Source organism: Psychrobacter sp. AOP30-A2-5 (genome assembly GCF_052378115.1).
Lineage (GTDB): Bacteria > Pseudomonadota > Gammaproteobacteria > Pseudomonadales > Moraxellaceae > Psychrobacter.
On sequence record NZ_JBQSXK010000006.1, the window covers coordinates 104,801 to 125,251 of the forward strand.

Below are 20,451 nucleotides of genomic sequence, written 5' to 3' on the forward strand. Positions count from 1 at the left end.
AACAAAAGGTACTTAGTCAGGTGATGACTGTAATGACAAGGCGGCAGCGGGCGAAGCTTTGGCTAATGCGCACTAATTATCGAATATTTCCATAGGTCAAAAAATTATGTTATCAAAGATTATAGGCAGTGTGGTTGGCACTAAAAATGACCGCGAATTAAAGCGCATGCGCAAAGTGGTCAGCAAAATCAACGCACAAGAGGCTGCGGTACAAGCCCTGTCTGATGAGCAATTACAACAAAAAACCGAAGAGTTTAAAGCAAGGCACCAACAAGGTGAAAGCTTAGATGCATTACTACCAGAAGCGTTTGCCGTCTGCCGTGAAGCGTCATTACGCGTCAATGGTATGCGTCATTATGATGTGCAGCTGATCGGTGGTATCACCTTGCACGAAGGCAAAATCGCTGAGATGAAAACGGGCGAAGGTAAAACCCTGATGGGTACTTTGGCGATGTACCTTAATGCCATCAGCGGCAAGGGCGTGCATTTGGTGACGGTCAACGATTATTTGGCGGCGCGTGATGCTGAATTGAACCGTCCATTATTTGGCTTTTTGGGCATGACCGTCGGTGTCATTTATTCACAGCAACCACCGCAAGAAAAAATCGACGCCTATCAAGCGGATATCACTTACGGTACCAATAACGAATATGGCTTTGATTATCTGCGCGATAACATGGTCTTTAGTTTAAAAGAGAAAAAGCAGCGTCCATTAAACTTCTGTATTATCGATGAAATTGACTCTATTTTAATCGATGAAGCTCGTACGCCGCTGATTATCTCAGGTCAAGCCGAAGACTCTTCACGTATGTATGCGCTGATTAATACCATTATCCCGGTGCTGATTCGCTCAAAAGACGAAGAGGCCAATAAGAATAACGAAGAAGAAGATTTCTGGATTGATGAGAAGAACCGTCAAATCGAAATCAGTGAAAAAGGCTATGAAAAAATTGAGCGCTTCTTAATCGAAGTCGGTGAGTTGGGTGAAAACGAAAGTTTATACAGCCCAAGCCGTTTGCCATTATTGGCTCACGTACAAGCTGCCATTCGCGCCCATCATGTGTTTGTTAAAAACGTTCATTACATCGTCGATGATGGTGAAGTGGTTATCGTTGATGAAAACACGGGTCGTACCATGCCGGGTCGCCGTTGGTCAGAAGGTCTGCATCAAGCGGTAGAAGCCAAAGAAAACGTCGAAATTCAAGCAGAAAACCAAACGCTTGCGACCACGACGTTCCAGAACTACTTCCGTTTGTATGAAAAATTATCAGGCATGACAGGTACCGCTGATACCGAGGCAGCAGAATTTAAATCAACTTATGACTTAGATGTCATCGTGATTCCAACGCACGAGCCGATTGCTCGTATCGATATGGATGACCAGATTTTCTTAACCAAGTTAGGAAAATACAAAGGTATCATTCGCGAAATCAAAGAGATTCAAGCCAAAGGTGCCCCAGTCTTGGTTGGTACGGCGACGATTGAAGCCAGTGAAGAGTTGTCTTATTTGCTCGATCAAGAGGGCGTCAAGCATAACGTCCTCAACGCCAAACAACACGAGCGTGAAGCCGAAATCATCGCGCAGGCAGGTAGTCCAAAGGCTGTGACGATCGCGACCAACATGGCTGGTCGTGGTACCGATATTATCCTTGGTGGTAACTGGCAGTCGTTTATTGAAGATATCGATTCGGTCAGTCCTGAAGAAATGGCACGCCTAAAAGCAGAATGGCAAGTCAGGCATGACCAAGTGGTTGCGGCTGGCGGTTTGCATATCATTGGTTCTGAGCGCCATGAATCACGCCGTATCGATAACCAGCTACGGGGTCGTGCCGGTCGTCAAGGTGACCCTGGGATGTCGCGTTTCTTTTTATCGCTCGAAGATGACTTGATGCGTATCTTTGCTGGTGACCGCGTCGTAAATATGATGCGTGCCATGGGCCTTAAAGAAGATGAAGCCATTGAGCATAAAATGGTCTCAAAATCGATTGAAAATGCCCAAGGTAAAGTAGAAAGCCGTGATTTTGATGCGCGTAAAAATCTGTTGAAATATGATGACGTCGCCAATGAGCAGCGTAAAGTGATCTATGGTCAGCGTGATGACTTGCTAGCAGAGATGGACTTGCTTGAAGCCATTGAGATTATGCATGAAGAAGTTTATAACGCCATGATTAACCAGTTTATTCCACCAGGTTCTATCGATGACCAATGGAATATTGATGGCTTAGAAGACGAGCTTGAAAATGAATTTAAGATTGCGATGCCGATCAATGATTGGCTCGATGAAGATCGTCGCTTAGATGAAGAAGGGTTGCGTGCCAAAATCATCCAAACGGCTATCGATCGCTATCATAGCCGCCGTGAGCAGATGGGCGAAAAAGATGCTGCCCAGCTTGAGCGTCACTTTATGCTGCAAAGTTTAGACAAGCACTGGAAAGAGCATTTGACCCAAATGGATCAGCTGCGTAAAGGCATTCATCTGCGTGGTTATGCACAGAAAAACCCTGAGCAAGAATATAAGCGTGAATCATTTGAGCTGTTCCAAATGATGCTTGGCGCAATTAAATCTGAGACCGTTCAAGATTTATCACGTGTCCATATTCCGACCAAAGAAGAGCTAGAAGCGCTGGAAATACAGCAGCGTGAGAATGCTGCTCATATGCAAATGCAGTTCGAGCATAGTGATATTGATAATATGGATAGCGGGGCTGAAAAAGCCGCCGCGCAAAATCGCAATCTTGCTGGTAGTGCGGTCGCAGGTGCTATTGTGGGCAGTGGTAGTAATGCCAATGAGGCAGACCCATACGCTGGTATGAATATCAGTCGTAACGCCCCATGCCCTTGTGGTTCAGGTCTTAAGTACAAGCAATGTCATGGTAAAATATAGCATTCATAAACGAATATTGATAATAAAAAGCTAAGCATTGCTGCTTATATATCTTTAATATTCGTTAGTCTCAAAAGCCCTTATCTACTTTAGATGAGGGCTTTTCTGTATTTGCTCGTATTCTTTGTCTCTACATTATCTTGAATCGACTATATTTTTTGTAGGCAGTAAAATTGACTATTCACAAATGTGTTGGCTATATTTTGTATTGATTACTTACAAATTCAACATAGGCGTGAATTTATGGACACGTTATAGTGTTTAACATATTCATTGGGGAAAGTGTTATGACTATAGAATTATTAAAAAAATTGCGTACTTCTGTGGCGCTGACTGGCCTACTTGCTGGCGTTCTGACGCTTAGTGCTTGTCAGCAACAGTCAGAGACAGAAGCGGGTACAGATGATGGTGCTCATAGCGAAGAAACGGTACCGATGTCCGCTGAACCTGCTGAGCCTAATGAGGTGGTTGTCGATACAGCGGATGCATCGCTCAGTGAAGTACAGGATGATACCGTAGCTTCCGTCAATAGTGGCGTCAGTCAAATAGCTTATCTTTGCTCACCTGAGCTGAAAGTTAATGCAACTTATAAAGAAGATGCCAAGCAAGTAGTCATCGCGACTGATACGGGTACGGTGACATTAAATAAAACCAATGATGCCAGTAATCCAGAAGTGTTTGAAGTAGCAACCGCTATTGATGGCAGTCAGGGCTTTACCCAGTGGCGTGTAGCACATGAAGCACGTGAGACGGGCGTGATGCGTACAGCAGGTACAGATGCGGCGAATGTCAGCACTTATGAATGTAAAAAGACTCAATAATGGCTAGAACGTTGATGGATAATTTAAAATAAAAAAAGCAACGTTCGCGTTGCTTTTCTACTTTTGCTTTCCACAAACTTTGAAACTCGACAGCTTATCTCTTATGAGCCGTATTTTGCTCATGTGCCAAAAACCCTTCTTCAGTAACATCGAGTTCCTCATGTTTGAGTTCGACTTCAATGCTGTCAGTATGCGTATGTGTGGTTTTTTCAATGGCTATTTCTTGGATGACGTAAGTGTCTTTAGTAATGGTAGCCACTTGGCGTGATAGGACAATTTCAATCGGTTCATCACCAATTTCGATCTGTTTGCCATTTACGGTAACGACCGCCTTGCTATCTAACGATGGCTCGATATGGCGCAATATATCCTTTTCATCATAATTGCCTGACAATAAGTCCTGACTTTTCGCATCGTGGTATTCAGTGCGAATAGTAATATATTCTTCTACCAACTCAATAGGCACGTCAATGGTCTTAGTACGAGCGTGCTTGGTCACCGTCACTTTACCAACATCTAAACGCTCTTTGTTGATGACAGGGCGCTCTTCTAATAGCTCCAAGTGTCCAACATTAAGATTGCTCTTATCTATGTTATTACTACTTATATCATTACTTTCTATGTCATTAGCTACTGTGCCATTATTACTATCAATTGGGGCAGTTATAGCGTTTGGTGTCAATTGCTTGTTATGTAAACCCTCTTTTAGAAAGCTATCGTTCTGGATGCTGTCGTCGTGATTGCTAGTCATCATAATGTCCTTATCTTTAGAAAATAATCGTTATACAATATTTTAGAGCCATTTTTGCAGATTTTGCAAGGTTAGCCTTATCAGATATCATTAAGTATTTTTAATTCCTAAGTATTTTTGAGTATAGTAAGCAAAAAAAGACCAGAGGCATGCTCTGGTCTTAATTCACTAAGTAAACATACTTAGCTGCTTATTACGGTCATGTATTGCTCGGCGATCTTATTTTTTAATGACAGCCAAACAGTATGACGGTTTAGCGTATTACATACCACGAGCGCGGCGTACGTCTTCTGCAGTAATACCATCACGGTCAATTATGTTGCCTTCGCGATCCACTACGTTGCCATCGCGATCGATATCCAATTCTTCACGTTGGATAGTCTCAACGATAGTTTCAGTATGACGTTCAGTGGTTTTACCGACGTTTACTTCTTCAGATACATAAGTGTCTTTACCAACGCGGGCACGTTCAGCCTCTAGTTCAACTTCAATGGTTTGATTGCCATCAATGTCACCGATGCGGCGATCTGTTGGACGATCTACGTTAGTACGCTGGATATTAGCATGCTCTTCTTCTAGCTCAACATCGACATTGCGCTCTTCGGTCACTATATGCTTACCAACTTTAACCAAACCTGCCACGATACGATCTTTATTGACGGTCAAGCGCTCTTCTAGTAGCTCTAGTGTGTTTGGTGCGTCATAGGCATGGTCTGCAATCTCCATACGCTCTGCAACTGGAACTGTATCCGCGACAAATGCTTGACGATCCTTTTGATACTGGTCTTTATAGCTATACTGATAATCATGGTCATATACTTCCATGGCATCGACTTGAGACTTGGTCAAGCTGTCAAAGAATACGTCATCACCAACGATACGTGCCAAACCTGCTGGTACTAACACTTCTTTTGAACTGAACCAACCGCCTGCATCAACGATCAAATAACGAATGCGACCAGTGGTATCTTCTACTAATGCACCTTCAATTTTACCGATTTTTTCTTCATTGACGCCATAAGCAGTTTTACCTGTTGGGTCATAATAATCATCACCGATTAAATCTTTATGAGTAGCTTGGATATCTTTTAAACGAATTAATTGGCTCATTGTTGTCTTCCTTTTTTATGAGTTAATCATTATTAATTATTTTAAAAACAATCGTTGTTTTGGAAAAGTTAAATTTCTAGTAAAAATATTTTTATAATAAAATGTGTAGCAAGCCATGTGAGTAGCCTCTACATCGACTTGTAAGAATCTTAACATCATGATTTTCGATGAGATATATGAGCAAGGTAGCAAAGTGTGCGCTTGAAGTAATTGCGTGTAATACGCTGTAAGTGGCATAACATAGCTGGGGTCAAAGATTAACGTGTCTTTACACAGAGCAATATTTCTAGCTTATTTAAGAGTCATAGACACAGAAAAACCGCAAAGCAAATAGCGATGCGGTTCCTGATATGTTGAAAATTTTATAATAAACGATAATGATAGAAGCTAATTTAACATAGCAATCGATTAATTAATCTACTTGAGTATCAAGCAAGTTCAATAGCAACAGCCACGGCTTCACCGCCACCAATACAAAGTGTTGCAACGCCTTTTTTGCCGCCAGTACGCTTGAGAGAGTTGATAAGCGTGATCAAGATACGAGCACCTGAACAGCCTACTGGATGACCGAGTGCACAAGCGCCACCTTCAACGTTTACTTTGGCATGGTCAATTTTTAGCTCGTCCATCGCCGCCATGGTTACCATTGCAAACGCTTCGTTGATTTCCCATAAGTCAACATCAGCGACTGACCAACCAGCACTAGCCAGTACTTTTTCAATTGCACCAATCGGAGCAATGGTAAATTCGCTTGGGTGACGAGAGTTTGATGCGGTTGCAACGATACGCGCTTGATAATCAAGGCCTTCAGCTTTTGCTTGCGATTCTTTCATGACCACAACCGCTGCCGCACCGTCTGAGATTGAGCTGGCGTTTGCTGCCGTGATGGTACCATCTTTGGCGAAGGCTGGACGTAGAGTAGGGATACGCTCAGCATTAGCAAGCGCTGGTTGCTCATCGGTATCGACGGTTTGCTCGCCTTTACGGGTTTTAAAAGTCACTGGCGTGATTTCATCTTTGAAGTGGTCGTCTTTGATAGCAGTGAGCGCACGATTTAGCGATTCTATAGCAAACGCATCCATTTGCTCACGGGTATAGCCTTTTTCATCAGCCATTTCCTGTGCGAACATACCCATCAGTTTGCCAGTTTCAGCATCTTCTAAACCATCTAAGAACATGTGATCTTTGACTTCTTTATGTCCCATACGGTAGCCACCACGTGACCCTGGCATAATGTATGGCGCATTGGTCATTGATTCCATGCCACCAGCGACTGCCACATTGAAACTACCTGCTTTGATGCCGTCATGTGCTTGCATGACTGCTTTTAGCCCTGAACCACAAAGCTTGTTAATAGTGACAGCGCCAGTTGAATCAGATAAACCTGCATTACGCATCGCTTGACGCGCAGGGCCTTGACCCAAGCCTGCGGTCAAGATACAGCCCATAATGACTTCGTCAATACTATCGACCGCCACACCTGAGCGTTCGACAGCGGCTTTAATAGCAGCACCACCAAGTTCCGTTGCGCTCATGTCTTTTAGTGCGCCTTGGAAGCCGCCCATTGGAGTACGTGCGCCGTTTAAAATTACAATTGCATCATTTGACATCGTTATTATTCCTTTTTACGTATTTTAAATGAGTTTGTTTTAATTAAAACCAAACGCGGACTAGATAGCATCTTTTAGGCTCAATAACTGCAGGCTTTATGCTAGCTCATCTAAGCGAATGCGTACTACTTTATCAGTAATGGTCTCTAATTTTTCAATTTTTTCGATGGCTAGATTCATCTGACTTTCGACCACGGGCAACGTCAAAATAATAACCGGAACTTGACCAACTTTGTGCGCAGGTTTTTGTAAAATGGCATCGATATTGATACCAGCATCGCTTAGAATGCGAGTAATATCTGCCAACACACCAGGGCTATCATAAGCATGTACGCGCAGATAATAACCGGTAATCATCTGCTCAGCGCGCAATATGGGCGTGTCTGATAGCTGCTCAGGGATAAATGCTAAATGCGGCACATGGTGACCGTGGTTGTTTTGATTACTGTTGCTTTCATCGTTACTGTCTTTGCTACCTAGAACACGCACCAAATCCATCACATCGGCCATTACCGCAGAAGCGGTTGCGCCAGCACCAGCACCATCACCGCAATATAGCGTCTGTCCAAGCGGATGAGAGTTGACCAGTACGGCGTTTTTTACGCCATTGACGTTGGCGAGTAACGCATCCTGCGGAATGAGCGTTGGGTGCACGCGTAGTTCGATACCAGAAGCCTCATCATTACCTTGACCATCACGGCGTACGGCAAAGCCCAAATGCTTGATACGGTAGCCAAGCTCTTCCGCATAGTTGACGTCTTGTAAGGTGATACCAGTGATGCCTTCACAGTAGACCTTGTCAAATTGCAGCGGAATACCAAAGGCGATAGAGGCGAGTAATGCCAGTTTATGAGCCGCATCAATACCTTCGACATCAAAAGTCGGATCTGCTTCTGCATAACCCAATTCTTGTGCTTCGCTCAGTACGTCTGCAAACGGGCGACCTTTGTCACGCATTTCGGTCATGATAAAGTTGCCAGTACCGTTGATGATACCTGCTAGCCAATCGATTTTATTGGCAGCGAGCGCTTCGCGCATGACTTTAATAATGGGGATACCGCCTGCGACGGCTGCTTCATAAGCGACATGGACGTTATGCTCTTCAGCAAAGGCAAAGATTTCGTTGCCATGTTCTGCCAATAGCGCCTTATTTGCAGTCACCACATGCTTGCCGTTTTTAATGGCGTGCATAATTACGTCTTTGGCAAGGGTCGTACCGCCAATCACCTCGACGACGATATCGACATTGTCGCTTGCAGCAGTTGCCATCAAGTCACTGTTTTGCATAATATTGGGATCAATATCATCACGATGACGGCGCGTACCAACTTCGGTAATGATAATGTCGCGTCCGCTACGGCGTTTTAGCTCATTTAAGTTGTCATTGATTAGATTGATCACGCCCGTTCCGACGGTGCCCAGACCAAGTATCGCTAGTTTGATGGAATTACTCACAGTATCCTCAAGAGGTTAAATATAATGAACCAATGATAACGCTGTCACAGCGTCAAATGCGCATGCGCTACTAGCTGTAGTATTTGCGTGCATTTTGACAGTCGCAGCTTTATCGATTTCTCATTACAGTTGAATAAAAAATACTCAAATAAAAAGTATGCTGCTGATTTTTCATAGCGCTTTATCGTATCATACCGACAAGCAGTTGTGACGTCTACACAATGTCGCCATCGTCATAGATATCACAAATACCTGAAACAATAACAGATTTTAGCTAGCACCGACAGCTTGAGCCAACTCCGCCGCAGGTAGATAACCGCCTACTTGCTGTCCTGCTTCTGTAAAGATAGCGGGAGTCCCACGCACACCAAGTTTTGCACCCAGTGCCATGTGTTCTTGTACAGGGCTGGCACAGCTAGGCGCTTGTACATCAGCGCCCATTTTTCCTTGATTCATGGCAGCCTTACGATCTTGACTACACCAAATGGCTTCCATTTTTGGCACTGATTCCTGACTGCGCGGCCATGCCAAATAACGTACTTCGATACCACGTGCATTGATATCATCCATCTCTTCATGCAATTTACGACAATAACCACAGTCTGCATCGGTAAAGGCATAGACCACTGACTTCGTTTCGCCTATGGCTGGATAAATCACCATGTCTTTCTTATCGACGGCTTTTAGGGCTTCTTGTGCGGTACTAGCAACCAATGCCGCACTGATATCGACAGGCAGAGCCTCGCCAACAGCAATAATCTGACCTTGGATAATGTGTTTGCCAGACTTATCAGTAAAGAAAGAAGGCAGTCCTTCCGCTGTGACCCAATAAATACCATCCATATCTGTTGGTACGGCTGAAATGATATTTTCTTCAATACCGGACGTATTCAAATTCGCCTGCAACGCCTTTACCACGGCAGCATCGCTATCAGCAGATGCCTTACTTGTACTGGTTTTAGCATCGGTATTATTGACGATACTGGTGTTGCTGGTCGCATCTGCTGCATTGTTTGAGCAGCCCGCAGCAACCACAACAAGCAGTGCACTCATCATAAAGCGAGATAAATTATTTCGAGAAAAACGGTTTTGAGCAAAGGTGTTTTTTGCAATCGGGGATGACATATATAGGTGTCCTGTAGGCATCGTGCCTAATCGTGAAGTCGTTTTAAGAAAAATGATACTAAATTTCTATATAAAGCAATACGTATCGATATTGTCTTAAAGGTTTAAAATTAAAAGGTTTTTTTACAATTTAATAATTATAAAAGGTAAGTAATCATGTCGCCTATATTAACATATTTATGGCAAATAACAGCCACAGGCTATGAGGTGATATAGGGAGGTGAGGGTAGCAATAATAGTAGTAGGCATAAACGTCAATTCAAAAAAACAAGATACATTTGTACTATTTAATATCGACGCTTGCCCTTGTAGTCTACGGCTAATAACAGCGTTTTTATAAAAATTCCTATAAAACTATTGGTATCAGTTATTTTTAACCCTTTATTTCAATAAATTTTTGCTAAGGAGCACACATGGCAGGTGCCAGTTTATTAACCCTACTTGATGATATCAGTGTGATATTGGATGATGTTTCCGTCATGACCAAAGTCGCTGCTAAAAAAACTGCTGGTGTATTGGGCGATGATTTGGCGCTCAACGCAGAACAGGTCACGGGTGTCAAAGCCAATCGTGAGCTTCCAGTGGTCTGGGCGGTCGCCAAAGGCTCATTTATTAATAAACTTATTCTAGTACCAGCGGCACTCTTGATTAGTGCTGTTTATCCACCGCTGGTCACTTTTTTACTAATGTGTGGTGGTTTGTTTTTGGTTTACGAAGGCGCTGAAAAAGTCATTCATCGATTTTGGCCGCATGCTTTGCCGCATGATGAGGAGCAAGAAGCGCGTCGGCAAGCCAACGCTGATGAGACTATAGATTTAGTCGCTTTTGAAAAAGAAAAGATCAAAGGTGCAGTACGTACGGATTTTATTCTGTCAGCTGAGATTATCGTGATTGCCTTGGGATCAACGGCAAGCGCCACTTTATTAGAACGAAGCTTGGTGCTGTCTATTTTAGCCATCGGTATTACAATTGGTATTTATGGCTTGGTCGCTGGTATCGTGAAGATAGACGATGCAGGTCTGCATTTAATGGAACAAGAAGGGGCGTTCAAGCAAAAATTGGGCAAGTTAATGTTTGCAGCGGCACCCAAACTGATGAAGTTTCTATCTATCGCTGGCACGTTGGCAATGTTTTTAGTAGGCGGTGGTATCTTAGTACACGGTATCGGCTTCTTACATCATGGAGTAGAGGATATCGCTGATTTAACGGGTATCTTTGAAAGCTTAACGACAACGGTATTAAACGGCGTCATTGGTTTTATCATTGGGGCTGTGGTTGTGGCTATCTTAACAGTTATTAGTAAAATTCGTGGAAAGGACGACACAGCGTCATCTGCACACTAAGTCAGTTACCTGTGCTTTAGCTTTATATTTTTTGTCATTTTATTTCGTAAAAAAGCCCCAAAGTTGCTGACAACTTTGGGGCTTTTGCGTTGGGCGTTATACGATTAGCTTTCGCTATCTGAGTCATCAGCTTCTAGCTTTTCAGCTTGCGTGGGCTTTTTATGCTCCGTTTTAGGCTTACGGCTACGTGCCTTTGGTACTTTTGGTGTGGTCAAATTAAACATACCAGTTTGCGGCAGCAGTTGTTCAGCCACATTCTCAATCATGTTTTTATAACTGGCAATCGTGGTTTTTGACTTAGCAGCCTGACTGTCGTCTTTGCCCGCTTCTTTGGTATTGATAAGTTGCTCTACCTTAGGCTCATCTGCTGGCTTAGTTTTTTCAACGTCAGCCTCTTGAGTATTAGCCTCTTGAGTATTAGCCTCTTGAGTATTAGCCTCTTGAATGTCAGCAGCTTCGCTATCGTCATGTGCCCCGTCAATCTTTTCAGCTGCTACGTGCTCAGCTATAACAGTGCCTTCATTCGACGGTTCATTAGTTGCTTCTACTAGGGCTTGATCTGCTTCTAGTAATTGTTCGCTGTGAGCACTGATATTATCAGCCTGAGCTTGGTTGGCTAGAGCATTTGCCTCAACATCATGAGCATCCACATTGTCATCATCATGTTCAATAACCGCTTGCTCAGTATCAGCCGCTTGTTCGGTCGGTAGACTCAACACTGCGGGCTCCTGATAACTAGGATGTTGACCACGTGGATCGTTGCCAGCACGCTTACCAATGGCGCGTGGTTCGACGTCTGTTTTACCTTGCGTTGCCGCAAACTGACTGACCGCTTGTGTCATCGTTTCAAAGCGCGTCAGGTAATCTGCCGCCAATGGCTGATAGCCATAGTTGCTAAAGTCGAAATTGCTGTCCTCAACGTTAGTATCAGCAGTCGGTGTGACGCTCGTTCCAATGTTGGCTGATTTGTTAGCTGATTTTGCTTGCTGCGTATGTGCATCGATAGCAGCAATAAAGCAACTGATGACACCGTCATTTTTCAAACGACTTTCTGCATCTACTAATGCTTTACGAACAAAATCACCAACAGTGCCACGAATAGTCGATGGGCTTACTACTGCAGGCTCAGCTACTGGTGGTTGTTGAGTTGCTTGCACTTGCTGACTACGAACCACACGTGGATCATTACTAGCCTGACCAAACTTCTCAGCAGTCACGTAGCGTTTGGCAAATAATGCTTCGTGCGTTAACGCCAGTGCTGAGTTGTTCTTATCATTTGTGCTGTGACCACTTGCGCTATGACTGTCATTGGCATTGCTAACATCGGCGTCACTGTCGGTAGCGTCAACAGTGTCACTATTGGCTTTTTCTGTCGATTCTGATTCGGGCTGCTTTGGCGTTATTACTACGCTGTCCACGTCAGTATCCACAGATTTTGAATGGTCAGCTTGGTCTTTGGTAGCGCTGTTAGATGTTGGTTGCTCATCTACAGCAGGTTTTTTGTCAGTAGTGTTACTGTCTGTTTTCGGGGCATTATTTTGTCCCTTATCCTCAGTGGTGCTAACGTTAACATCATCAACATCAACATTAACATCATGAGTTGCTACAGTGCCTTCGTCGTTACCCTTCACAGCGGCTGTTTCAGGAGCAATTTTTTTGTCATTGCTCTGCTGATTATCACTTTGCTGTGTATTAGCTTCTTTTTTACTGCTTTCTTTATTAACATCATTTACTGATTTTTGCTTTTCAGTAGATTGAGACTTTGTCTGTGTAGACTTACTGTCATCTAGAGACAAGTGTACGACTTCTGGTGATTTCAGCTCAACGGCTGCTTCATTGACCTGTAGCACGACTTCATTAGGATCTTGATTTCGACGCGTGTTAGAGTGATTTTTTCGGCTGTTCGCACCTGTCGTCGCTTGCTGATTGGGTTGCTTAATATTTTCAGCTGTTAGTGTCTCACCGCGCTCTAACTTGCCACGTGAGCCGCGTTGACTATGCGATTTACGCTTCGCACGAGTTTGCTCATCTGCCGTATTACTGTCTTTATCAGCATCATCATTGCGCTCGTTTGCATGGTGGCTACTGTCTTGACGACTGCTGTTTTGCTGATTATTGTCTTGACGATTGTTGCGGTTGCGCTCATTCGTGCGTCTGGTATCCTGTTGACGTTTGTTTTGATTGTCAGCCTGCTTGTCATCAGCATTACTTGCAGCACTATTTACGGCGTTGTTCTCGGTATCACCGCTTACTTCATTGCTCGACTCTTCTGCCTGATCTTTTCTTTGACGAGGTTTAGAAGATCTAGATTTACGTGGCTTACGTCTTCTTCTATCTTCATTACTGCTATCATCATCGGTGTCGCTGTCTGAGCTACGACGCGCTTGTTGACGATTGGCATTGTTGTCGGACGGTTGTTCGTTATTTTTCTGACTGTTCTGCTGATTTGCTGGTACGTTGTTCGATGCACCCGTTGATATATTACTCAGGGCACTGCTATCAACTTGTCCAAATGAGCCTAAGCTTTGTGCGCCATTATTTACTAGTGCTTCAATGGCTTCTGCTGCATCACGACTACTGACGCTAGGCGTCGTTGAGGCTTGTGGTGCTTGCGCAAATAGGTTTGATAACCACGCCACTGCTTGTGGCTGAGCTGCCGTCTCAACATGTGCAGGAGCTGTAGTTGCTGCTATTGGAGCAACAGGGGCAGGGGCTGCCACACTCTGGTTGTTGTTTGCTTGTGGCGCGCGTGCCGATGAAACGTTGTTCGTATTTTTATTGTTACGATGGTCGTTGCTGTGTTTACTATGCTCAGCTGTACTGGTCGGTTTGTTTGATTGGCTAGCAGTATCATTGCTCGCTATTTGACGTGGCTGGCGCGTTGGCTGTTGCTCTGGACGCTCTTTTTCAGCCGTTTGCCAGTCAACTTCATAACCCAAATCGCTATGTTCTTGGGCTGTATCCGTAATACGCTCATAACTTGAAGGCGCAAAGCCATCACGGTTAAAGTGTAGTTTAAAGTTAGGCGACTCTAAATGCGCGTGTGGCAAAATAGTGATACGCGTGCCACTGTCTTGCTCAAGATAAACTAAGGCATCACGTTTTTCGTTTAATAAGAAGGCGGCGATATCTGTTGGAACTTCTGCTTGTACTTCGCCTTGACGCTCTTTTAGCGCGATTTGTTCAATCTGACGCATAATTGATAGTGACAATGAGCGCAAATCGCGAATCATGCCGTTACCATGGCAGCGTGGGCAGATATAGCCGGTTGATTCTTCTAGTGAAGGACGTAGACGCTGACGGCTCATCTCCATCAAACCAAACTTAGAAATATCACCAAATTGCACACGTGCACGATCATATTTAGTGGCATCAATCAGACGTTTTTCGACTTCTTTTTGATGCTTATTGTCATTCATGTCAATAAAATCAATGACAATCAAACCACCCATATCACGCAAACGTAGCTGACGGGCAATTTCATCGGCTGCTTCAAGGTTGGTATGATACGCAGTTTCGGCAACGTCTGAACCTTTGGTCGACTTGGCTGAGTTGATATCGATAGAGACTAGTGCTTCCGTTTGATCAATAACGATTGAGCCGCCTGATGGTAGACGCACTTCACGTTGATAGGCAGTTTCGATTTGCTTTTCGATATTAAAGCGCGAAAACATCGGCTCATAGTCGGTATATTTACGTAGCTTTTCTGCTTGCTTTGGCATCACTGCATCGATAAATCCTGCCGCTTCAATGTAAGCGTTTTCATTATCAATCCAAATCTCAGCGATATCATCACGTAGATAATCACGGACAGCACGGGTTACGACGCCTGCTTCTTGATGTACCAAGCGCGGTGAAGGGTATTTTTGATTTTGTTCTTGAATGGCTTGCCAGATATTCAGCAAGTGGTTTAAATCGTGCTGTAAGTCTTCTTGAGTTTTACCAATACCCGCAGTACGAATGATGACACTCATACCTTTTGGCAAATCAAGATTGCTTAGCATACGCTTCATGTCTTCACGAAGTTTGCCCGAGATTTGACGTGAGATACCGCCGCCACGAGGGTTATTTGGCATCAATACCAGATAGCGACCTGCTAAAGAGACATACGTCGATAGGGCAGCGCCTTTGTTACCGCGCTCCTCTTTTTCGACTTGGACGATTAATTCATCGCCTTCTTTGATCAGCTTTTTGATGTTTTCGTCACGTGGATTACCGCTTAAGTATTCAGCAGAGATTTCACGAATGGGTAAAAAACCTTGGCGCTGTGAGCCATATTCGACAAATACCGCTTCAAGCGATGGCTCGACACGGGTCACATGACCTTTATATATATTGGATTTTTTTTGTTCACGAGTACGGTTTTCAAGATCGAAATCGTAAAGATGGTTGCCTTTACATAAGGCGACACGAATTTCTTCGTTTTGAGTAGCGTTGATCAAAATGCGTTTCATATTTGTATCCTATGAGTACGCATAACAACGACGAGACGGGCTTTAGAGCGCAATGGCAAGTATGGCTAACATTTAAATTAGCATGGGCAGATGTTAATCAACGATAGAACGTAAATCATGGGTTAATAAAGCACTTGGGCTTTGTCAATGGCTTGTTTTTTACCTAAAGTGTGTTAGCAAAACTAACGTAAATATAAAATTTATAGGGTGTAAGGCTATCTATTTATATCCTATTATTGATAGGTTTGGTACAAATATTAATGCGTCAGCATGCGATTCAGTTTTACTATCAGCAAGCTTTATTGGTAGTCATGCCAGCTTACTTTGTAAGAGCAGGCGACGGGCAGTGACGAGATTCAATATACTGATATTCAAAAGGCGTTGTGCTGCTGCAATCCATCCATCAAAGTCTAGCAATAATATCGCTGTTATAAATACCATTATATGAAATGGTGATATTCAGCAATTATTTGTTTAGGTAAAGCAATTGGTCACTCTTTATTTATCGTTCTTTCTGGTATAACGTCAATAATATCTTGGGTGTTTTACGGTTAGGTGTCGCGGCTCCGGTGATCAGCGGGGCGTACTTGGCAAACAGAATAAATGACCAAACTATCGGTGTGGTGCTGTATTCATATCTTTTTTATCGTTATCTGTTTGACCACCAATACGTAGGCAGCTATCGATATACTTCTCGATCCTAATGCTAAACAACCCATACTTGCTCAACTACACTTGCCTAAAGGACCGCCAGATAACCAGTCATTAAATCATGAATAATTATCAAATAAAGTCGTTGTCATGCAGGTTGTGAGTCAATGTAGTGTCATTATCGGTCAATAAACAGGCATTTAGCCAAACTTATCAACGCTGAATTTATGAACACAAAGGTATTTAGTGTCACTATTTATTCTATGGTACTGAGTAAAGTCAGTACGATACTTTCATTTTACAATTTATGGGGACATATCTATAAATATCTACAAGTGATATTTCTAAACAGATACTGCGCCCTAAAATCCGATTAAACATACAATGTTGGCAGGGTATACCGCTAATACCTTTTCACTAAAAGTTCGTAAAAATGGTAATGCACTATTTAGAACAACAACAATGATTATTGCTGCAGTCTCTGCTTAATTGTCGCTCAACATGCTAAACTATAGCAAATCTTTCTGTAAATACCTAACTAAAAATGACGAAGCCAAAAATGACTGACGACGCACCTACCCATGAAGCCCCTGCTATTTTTAATAGTAAAACACGCCCGCAAAGCGCTGATGATGAAATCAGCAACTTTGGTAAGGTAAATTATCTTGAAGTAACCCGCCATCAACACGATCAGCGCTTGGACAATTTCTTACTGAACCGTTTAAAAGGTTTGCCAAAACCGCATATCTATAAAATGATTCGCTCAGATGAGATTCGGGTCAATAATAAACGCTGCAAAGCGCACGATAGAGTACAGCGTGAAGACGTGGTACGTATCGCGCCAGTGGTACTTGCTACCCGCGAAAAACCAATTATCAGTGCCGAGTTTGCTAAAAGCTTGTTAGCGCGCGTAGTGTATGAAGACGAAGGAATGCTAGTACTGAATAAGCCTTCTGGCATCGCCGTTCACGGTGGCAGTGGCTTAGACTTTGGTGTTATCGAAGCCATGCGTGAAGTGACAGGTAAAAAATACCTAGAGCTGATACATCGCATTGATAAAGACACCTCAGGTCTATTGATGATTTCTAAAAAACGCTCAGCGCTAAAAGCGTTGCAACAGCATCTCGTTGATAAAACCATCCAGAAGCATTACTTATGTATCGCCAAAGGTCAGCCAGCATTAAATGAGCAACGCATTGATGCGTCATTGCTACGCTATACAGTTGCTAGTGGTGAACGCCGCGTCAAAGTAGATGCGCAAGATCCGCAATCTAAAGAAAGCCAGACGGATATCGTCGTTCATGGTCGTTTTATGATTGCTGATCAGCCAGTTAGTTTAATTGAAGCCAAACCGCTGACGGGTCGTACCCATCAAATCCGTGTGCATTTGGCTCATATTGGTCACGCTATCTTGGGTGATGATAAATATAATGTGCATGATAAATCAGGCGTCCATCGCCTGTGTCTGCATGCGTGGCGTTTAGACATTCCAGGCTATGAAACTATTACTGCACCGCTACCAGATGACATGGCAGACTGGTTGCCAGAGCAAACCAAATTGCCTGAATAAGTCGCCAAATAAAATTTTTAAGCATTAATTTTAAACGTCACGAACGCTTATTTTTCTTAATAAGTCGCCGTGACGTTTTCGTATCTACCATTTATTATTGATATTCGTTAAGGTCTATTTATGAGCAATCAATCTGTCACCAGTATCTCTAGCGCTTTCAAAGGAACTCAGTTATCAGCCAGTCATCGTTTAGTGGATAAGACGCTGATTATTTTTGATTGGGATGGGACGCTGATGGATTCCATTGGATTAATCGTTGAGTCAATGCATGTGGCAGGAGAGGCGCATGGTTTTCAGACGACCGATAAAGCTGTACAAGACATCATTGGGCTGAGCTTAATGAATGGCATTGAGATTTTGTATCCGCAAGCCAATGACACACAAAAGCTTGCGATTCAGCAAAGCTACGCAGACCACTATATTGCCAACAGCCACAGTACACCGCTTTTTGCGCCGATAGAAGGAATGTTGCAGACCCTACAAGCCCAAGGTAAAAGCCTCGCGGTTGCAACTGGTAAAAAGCGGAAGGGCTTAGACCGCGTATTAGATGCTTCAGAGAGCCACCATTATTTTGTGATGACCCGCTGTGCCGATGAGGCAGGCTCAAAACCTGACCCGCAGATGTTGACCGATATTTTGGATTATACGCAGCAGCAAATCGCCGATGCTGTTTTCATCGGTGACAGTATCTACGATATCCAAATGGCAACGGAACTGGGCATGACCAGTATTGCGGTGAATTATGGTACAGCTAGCAGTAGCGAACTTGCCGCACAGCAACCCACGTATCAGGTTGACACGCCACAAGCGTTGGCTGAGCTACTATGCAATTAAATAAAAGCACTTCAATAAAAGCACTTAAATAAAAGCACTTAAATAAATAAAAGTGCTTAAATAAAAATCTTTTTAGATGCTAAAAATGATAATAAAAAAAGGGTTTATCGCTAATAACGATAAACCCTTTTTACTTGGAGACGATAATGTTTGTTTGCTTTATTTTTGAGCGCTATCCTTTTGAGCACTGTCCTTTTCAATCGCGCCTTTTTCGATGTTGTCTTTTTCAATCGCTTCTTCCAACTCAGCGCCTTCTAGTAACGCAAAAGAGGATTCAATGATTTTGTCTGCCTCGAGCTGATACTCATACCAGTTGCCCATGACACCAGCCAGCTCATCAAGACCTTCTTTTCTTAGTGCTGAAAATAGCTGAATGCTACAGTTCAATCCCAGTTCTTTTAGTCTTTTACGAGTATTAAGTAACGCATTTTTAGATGCACCATATTTCAATTTATCAGCTTTGGTTAGCAAGATATGTACTGGCAATTCGCCATCATTTGCCCAACGTAGCATTTGCTCATCAAAGAATTTCAATGGATGACGAATATCCGTCATGAGCACCAAACCTGCAAGGCTTGAGCGCGCCACCAAGTATTCTTCTAGCTCAACCTGCCATTCTTTTTTCATCTCAAGCGGTACGGCTGCGTAGCCATAACCTGGCAAATCCACCAAACGTCTATCAGCATCACCAATACTAAAAAAGTTAATCATCTGCGTACGACCAGGCGTTTTAGATGAGCGAGCCAGTTGGCGTTGGTTGGTTAAGGCATTAATAGCAGAGGATTTACCTGCGTTTGAGCGTCCTGCAAAGGCAACTTCTAAGCCCATATCGGGTGGGCAGAGACGAAAAGTAGGCGCTGACATCATAAACTCAGTTTGCTGAATTTTTTGACGAGATTTAGTGTTGAACAATGCATGTTCGGCGGCGACATCAGTAAACGGGGTACTCATAAATGGCTCATTAATCTTTAAGAAATTGGATACGGTTATAAAATTTTAATCAACTGGTTGTCGAGAAGACAGTGCATTAGACAAAAAATCGTTACGAAGTTATTCATCATAACTTTCAATGTTTATTGGTCATAAACACAGTCATTTCAAGTTATCGACTATTCTATACTATTACTTATCTTACTTATTGAAATAACTATGATTAGCATTACATAAATGACAGAATACCATTAAAATAAGCGCTCATTAGAGCAAGTTGCCGCTTTTATTCATGCGTTACCAAAGCCAAACTATATTTATCTATATTTATACGACATACATTGTTACAATGTTTAATAAGATATACTGAACGAACGACGTTTAATAGCAAGATTGATTAAACGAGAGAAGCATCAAAAGGAGGTGTTCTATGGTTTCAATCAATGCACTTTTTAGCCAGACCTACCGAGTGTTAGTAGGTAGCGGAGCGGTATTACTGCTCAGTAGTGCTATCATGACTAGCGCTAATGCTGCTGATATTGCAGCCACCTATGATAACTCATGTGCTGCCTGTCACGATAGTGGGGCGCTGAACGCCATCAAAAAAGGTGATAGTGCCAAATGGCAACAGCTTATCAAACAAAAAAGCATGCCGACACTTATCAATTCCGTCAAAAGTGGTATGACGCAGATGCCTGCTGGTGGTCTTTGTAACAGTTGTAGCGACGATGATTATCGTAAGTTGATTGAGTACATGAGTAAGTGAGATGCTGACCGATAAAGCAACACAATACGACACACTATAAAACAACTTAAAAAAGCGCTGGGTTTTTTAGCCTGTAAGCGCTTTTTGTTTTTTGTTGGCATACTTGTCTATGTGTTAGAAAAACTGATGGATGTGACGATTAAGTAG

13 protein-coding genes are annotated in these 20,451 nt (G+C 43.1%); 6 read left to right on the plus strand and 7 right to left on the minus strand.

The window, feature by feature from the left end; translation table 11 throughout:
* Nucleotides 1-106 precede the first annotated feature (106 nt).
* Both secA and ACT3S4_RS06560 read left to right on the plus strand, forming a co-directional pair.
* Entirely contained in the window at nucleotides 107-2,884 is a 2,778-nt protein-coding gene (gene secA / locus ACT3S4_RS06555) for a preprotein translocase subunit SecA (protein WP_444760753.1), read from the plus strand.
* A 287-nt stretch (nucleotides 2,885-3,171) separates the two neighbouring features.
* Nucleotides 3,172-3,705 carry a hypothetical protein gene (locus ACT3S4_RS06560; RefSeq protein ID WP_444760754.1) on the plus strand — a complete coding sequence of 178 codons (534 nt, stop codon included), beginning with the start codon at nucleotides 3,172-3,174 and terminating at the stop codon, nucleotides 3,703-3,705.
* A 94-nt stretch (nucleotides 3,706-3,799) separates the two neighbouring features.
* Here the strand turns inward: ACT3S4_RS06560 and ACT3S4_RS06565 are convergent, their stop codons facing one another.
* The 5 genes from ACT3S4_RS06565 to ACT3S4_RS06585 form a co-directional block, all read right to left on the minus strand.
* Nucleotides 3,800-4,456 (minus strand): YsnF/AvaK domain-containing protein, encoded by a 657-nt coding sequence (locus ACT3S4_RS06565; RefSeq protein WP_444760755.1) that lies wholly within the window; start codon nucleotides 4,454-4,456, stop codon nucleotides 3,800-3,802.
* A 261-nt stretch (nucleotides 4,457-4,717) separates the two neighbouring features.
* Nucleotides 4,718-5,566 carry a DUF2382 domain-containing protein gene (locus ACT3S4_RS06570; protein WP_045443477.1) on the minus strand — a complete coding sequence of 283 codons (849 nt, stop codon included), beginning with the start codon at nucleotides 5,564-5,566 and terminating at the stop codon, nucleotides 4,718-4,720.
* Between the two features lie 428 nt (nucleotides 5,567-5,994).
* Complete coding sequence (locus ACT3S4_RS06575; protein ID WP_201552654.1) at nucleotides 5,995-7,176, minus strand: thiolase family protein; 1,182 nt, start codon at nucleotides 7,174-7,176, stop codon at nucleotides 5,995-5,997.
* Nucleotides 7,177-7,272: 96 nt separating this feature from the next.
* Nucleotides 7,273-8,631, minus strand: coding sequence for a homoserine dehydrogenase (locus tag ACT3S4_RS06580; protein ID WP_087814861.1), 1,359 nt, complete (start codon nucleotides 8,629-8,631; stop codon nucleotides 7,273-7,275).
* A 270-nt stretch (nucleotides 8,632-8,901) separates the two neighbouring features.
* Nucleotides 8,902-9,756: a DsbC family protein gene (locus ACT3S4_RS06585; RefSeq protein WP_372814647.1), complete on the minus strand. Its 855-nt coding sequence runs from the start codon at nucleotides 9,754-9,756 to the stop codon at nucleotides 8,902-8,904.
* A gap of 413 nt (nucleotides 9,757-10,169) precedes the next feature.
* Here ACT3S4_RS06585 and ACT3S4_RS06590 point away from each other — a divergent pair, with 413 nt between their 5' ends.
* Nucleotides 10,170-11,099, plus strand: coding sequence for a DUF808 domain-containing protein (locus tag ACT3S4_RS06590; protein WP_444760756.1), 930 nt, complete (start codon nucleotides 10,170-10,172; stop codon nucleotides 11,097-11,099).
* 104 nt (nucleotides 11,100-11,203) lie between these two features.
* Here ACT3S4_RS06590 and ACT3S4_RS06595 read toward each other — a convergent pair whose 3' ends face one another.
* Nucleotides 11,204-15,553, minus strand: coding sequence for an Rne/Rng family ribonuclease (locus ACT3S4_RS06595; RefSeq protein ID WP_444760757.1), 4,350 nt, complete (start codon nucleotides 15,551-15,553; stop codon nucleotides 11,204-11,206).
* 1,210 nt (nucleotides 15,554-16,763) lie between these two features.
* Between ACT3S4_RS06595 and ACT3S4_RS06600 the strand changes: the two genes are divergently transcribed.
* Together ACT3S4_RS06600 and ACT3S4_RS06605 are read left to right on the plus strand one after the other, a co-directional pair.
* The gene (locus tag ACT3S4_RS06600) at nucleotides 16,764-17,774 is read left to right on the plus strand and encodes an RluA family pseudouridine synthase (RefSeq protein WP_055123488.1); all 1,011 of its coding nucleotides are present in this window, start codon (nucleotides 16,764-16,766) and stop codon (nucleotides 17,772-17,774) included.
* Nucleotides 17,775-17,894: 120 nt separating this feature from the next.
* Nucleotides 17,895-18,608 carry an HAD-IA family hydrolase gene (locus ACT3S4_RS06605; protein WP_444760758.1) on the plus strand — a complete coding sequence of 238 codons (714 nt, stop codon included), beginning with the start codon at nucleotides 17,895-17,897 and terminating at the stop codon, nucleotides 18,606-18,608.
* A gap of 159 nt (nucleotides 18,609-18,767) precedes the next feature.
* On the opposite strand, the gene yihA is transcribed toward ACT3S4_RS06605, so the two are convergent.
* Complete coding sequence (gene yihA / locus ACT3S4_RS06610) at nucleotides 18,768-19,559, minus strand: ribosome biogenesis GTP-binding protein YihA/YsxC (RefSeq protein WP_444760759.1); 792 nt, start codon at nucleotides 19,557-19,559, stop codon at nucleotides 18,768-18,770.
* Between the two features lie 409 nt (nucleotides 19,560-19,968).
* Here yihA and ACT3S4_RS06615 point away from each other — a divergent pair, with 409 nt between their 5' ends.
* On the plus strand, nucleotides 19,969-20,304 hold the full coding sequence (locus ACT3S4_RS06615) for a c-type cytochrome (RefSeq protein WP_109592356.1): 336 nt from the start codon (nucleotides 19,969-19,971) through the stop codon (nucleotides 20,302-20,304).
* Nucleotides 20,305-20,451 lie beyond the last annotated feature (147 nt).

What these genes read in the sequence shown, in the direction of transcription:
- ACT3S4_RS06590 (WP_444760756.1), top strand. Translation starts at nt 10,170, where the DNA reads ATGGCAGGTGCCAGTTTATTAACCCTACTTGATGATATCAGTGTGATA.
- yihA (WP_444760759.1), bottom strand. Translation starts at nt 19,559, where the DNA reads ATGAGTACCCCGTTTACTGATGTCGCCGCCGAACATGCATTGTTCAAC.
- secA (WP_444760753.1), top strand. Translation starts at nt 107, where the DNA reads ATGTTATCAAAGATTATAGGCAGTGTGGTTGGCACTAAAAATGACCGC.
- ACT3S4_RS06585 (WP_372814647.1), bottom strand. Translation starts at nt 9,756, where the DNA reads ATGTCATCCCCGATTGCAAAAAACACCTTTGCTCAAAACCGTTTTTCT.
- ACT3S4_RS06565 (WP_444760755.1), bottom strand. Translation starts at nt 4,456, where the DNA reads ATGACTAGCAATCACGACGACAGCATCCAGAACGATAGCTTTCTAAAA.
- ACT3S4_RS06600 (WP_055123488.1), top strand. Translation starts at nt 16,764, where the DNA reads ATGACTGACGACGCACCTACCCATGAAGCCCCTGCTATTTTTAATAGT.
- ACT3S4_RS06595 (WP_444760757.1), bottom strand. Translation starts at nt 15,553, where the DNA reads ATGAAACGCATTTTGATCAACGCTACTCAAAACGAAGAAATTCGTGTC.
- ACT3S4_RS06575 (WP_201552654.1), bottom strand. Translation starts at nt 7,176, where the DNA reads ATGTCAAATGATGCAATTGTAATTTTAAACGGCGCACGTACTCCAATG.
- ACT3S4_RS06605 (WP_444760758.1), top strand. Translation starts at nt 17,895, where the DNA reads ATGAGCAATCAATCTGTCACCAGTATCTCTAGCGCTTTCAAAGGAACT.
- ACT3S4_RS06615 (WP_109592356.1), top strand. Translation starts at nt 19,969, where the DNA reads ATGGTTTCAATCAATGCACTTTTTAGCCAGACCTACCGAGTGTTAGTA.
- ACT3S4_RS06570 (WP_045443477.1), bottom strand. Translation starts at nt 5,566, where the DNA reads ATGAGCCAATTAATTCGTTTAAAAGATATCCAAGCTACTCATAAAGAT.
- ACT3S4_RS06560 (WP_444760754.1), top strand. Translation starts at nt 3,172, where the DNA reads ATGACTATAGAATTATTAAAAAAATTGCGTACTTCTGTGGCGCTGACT.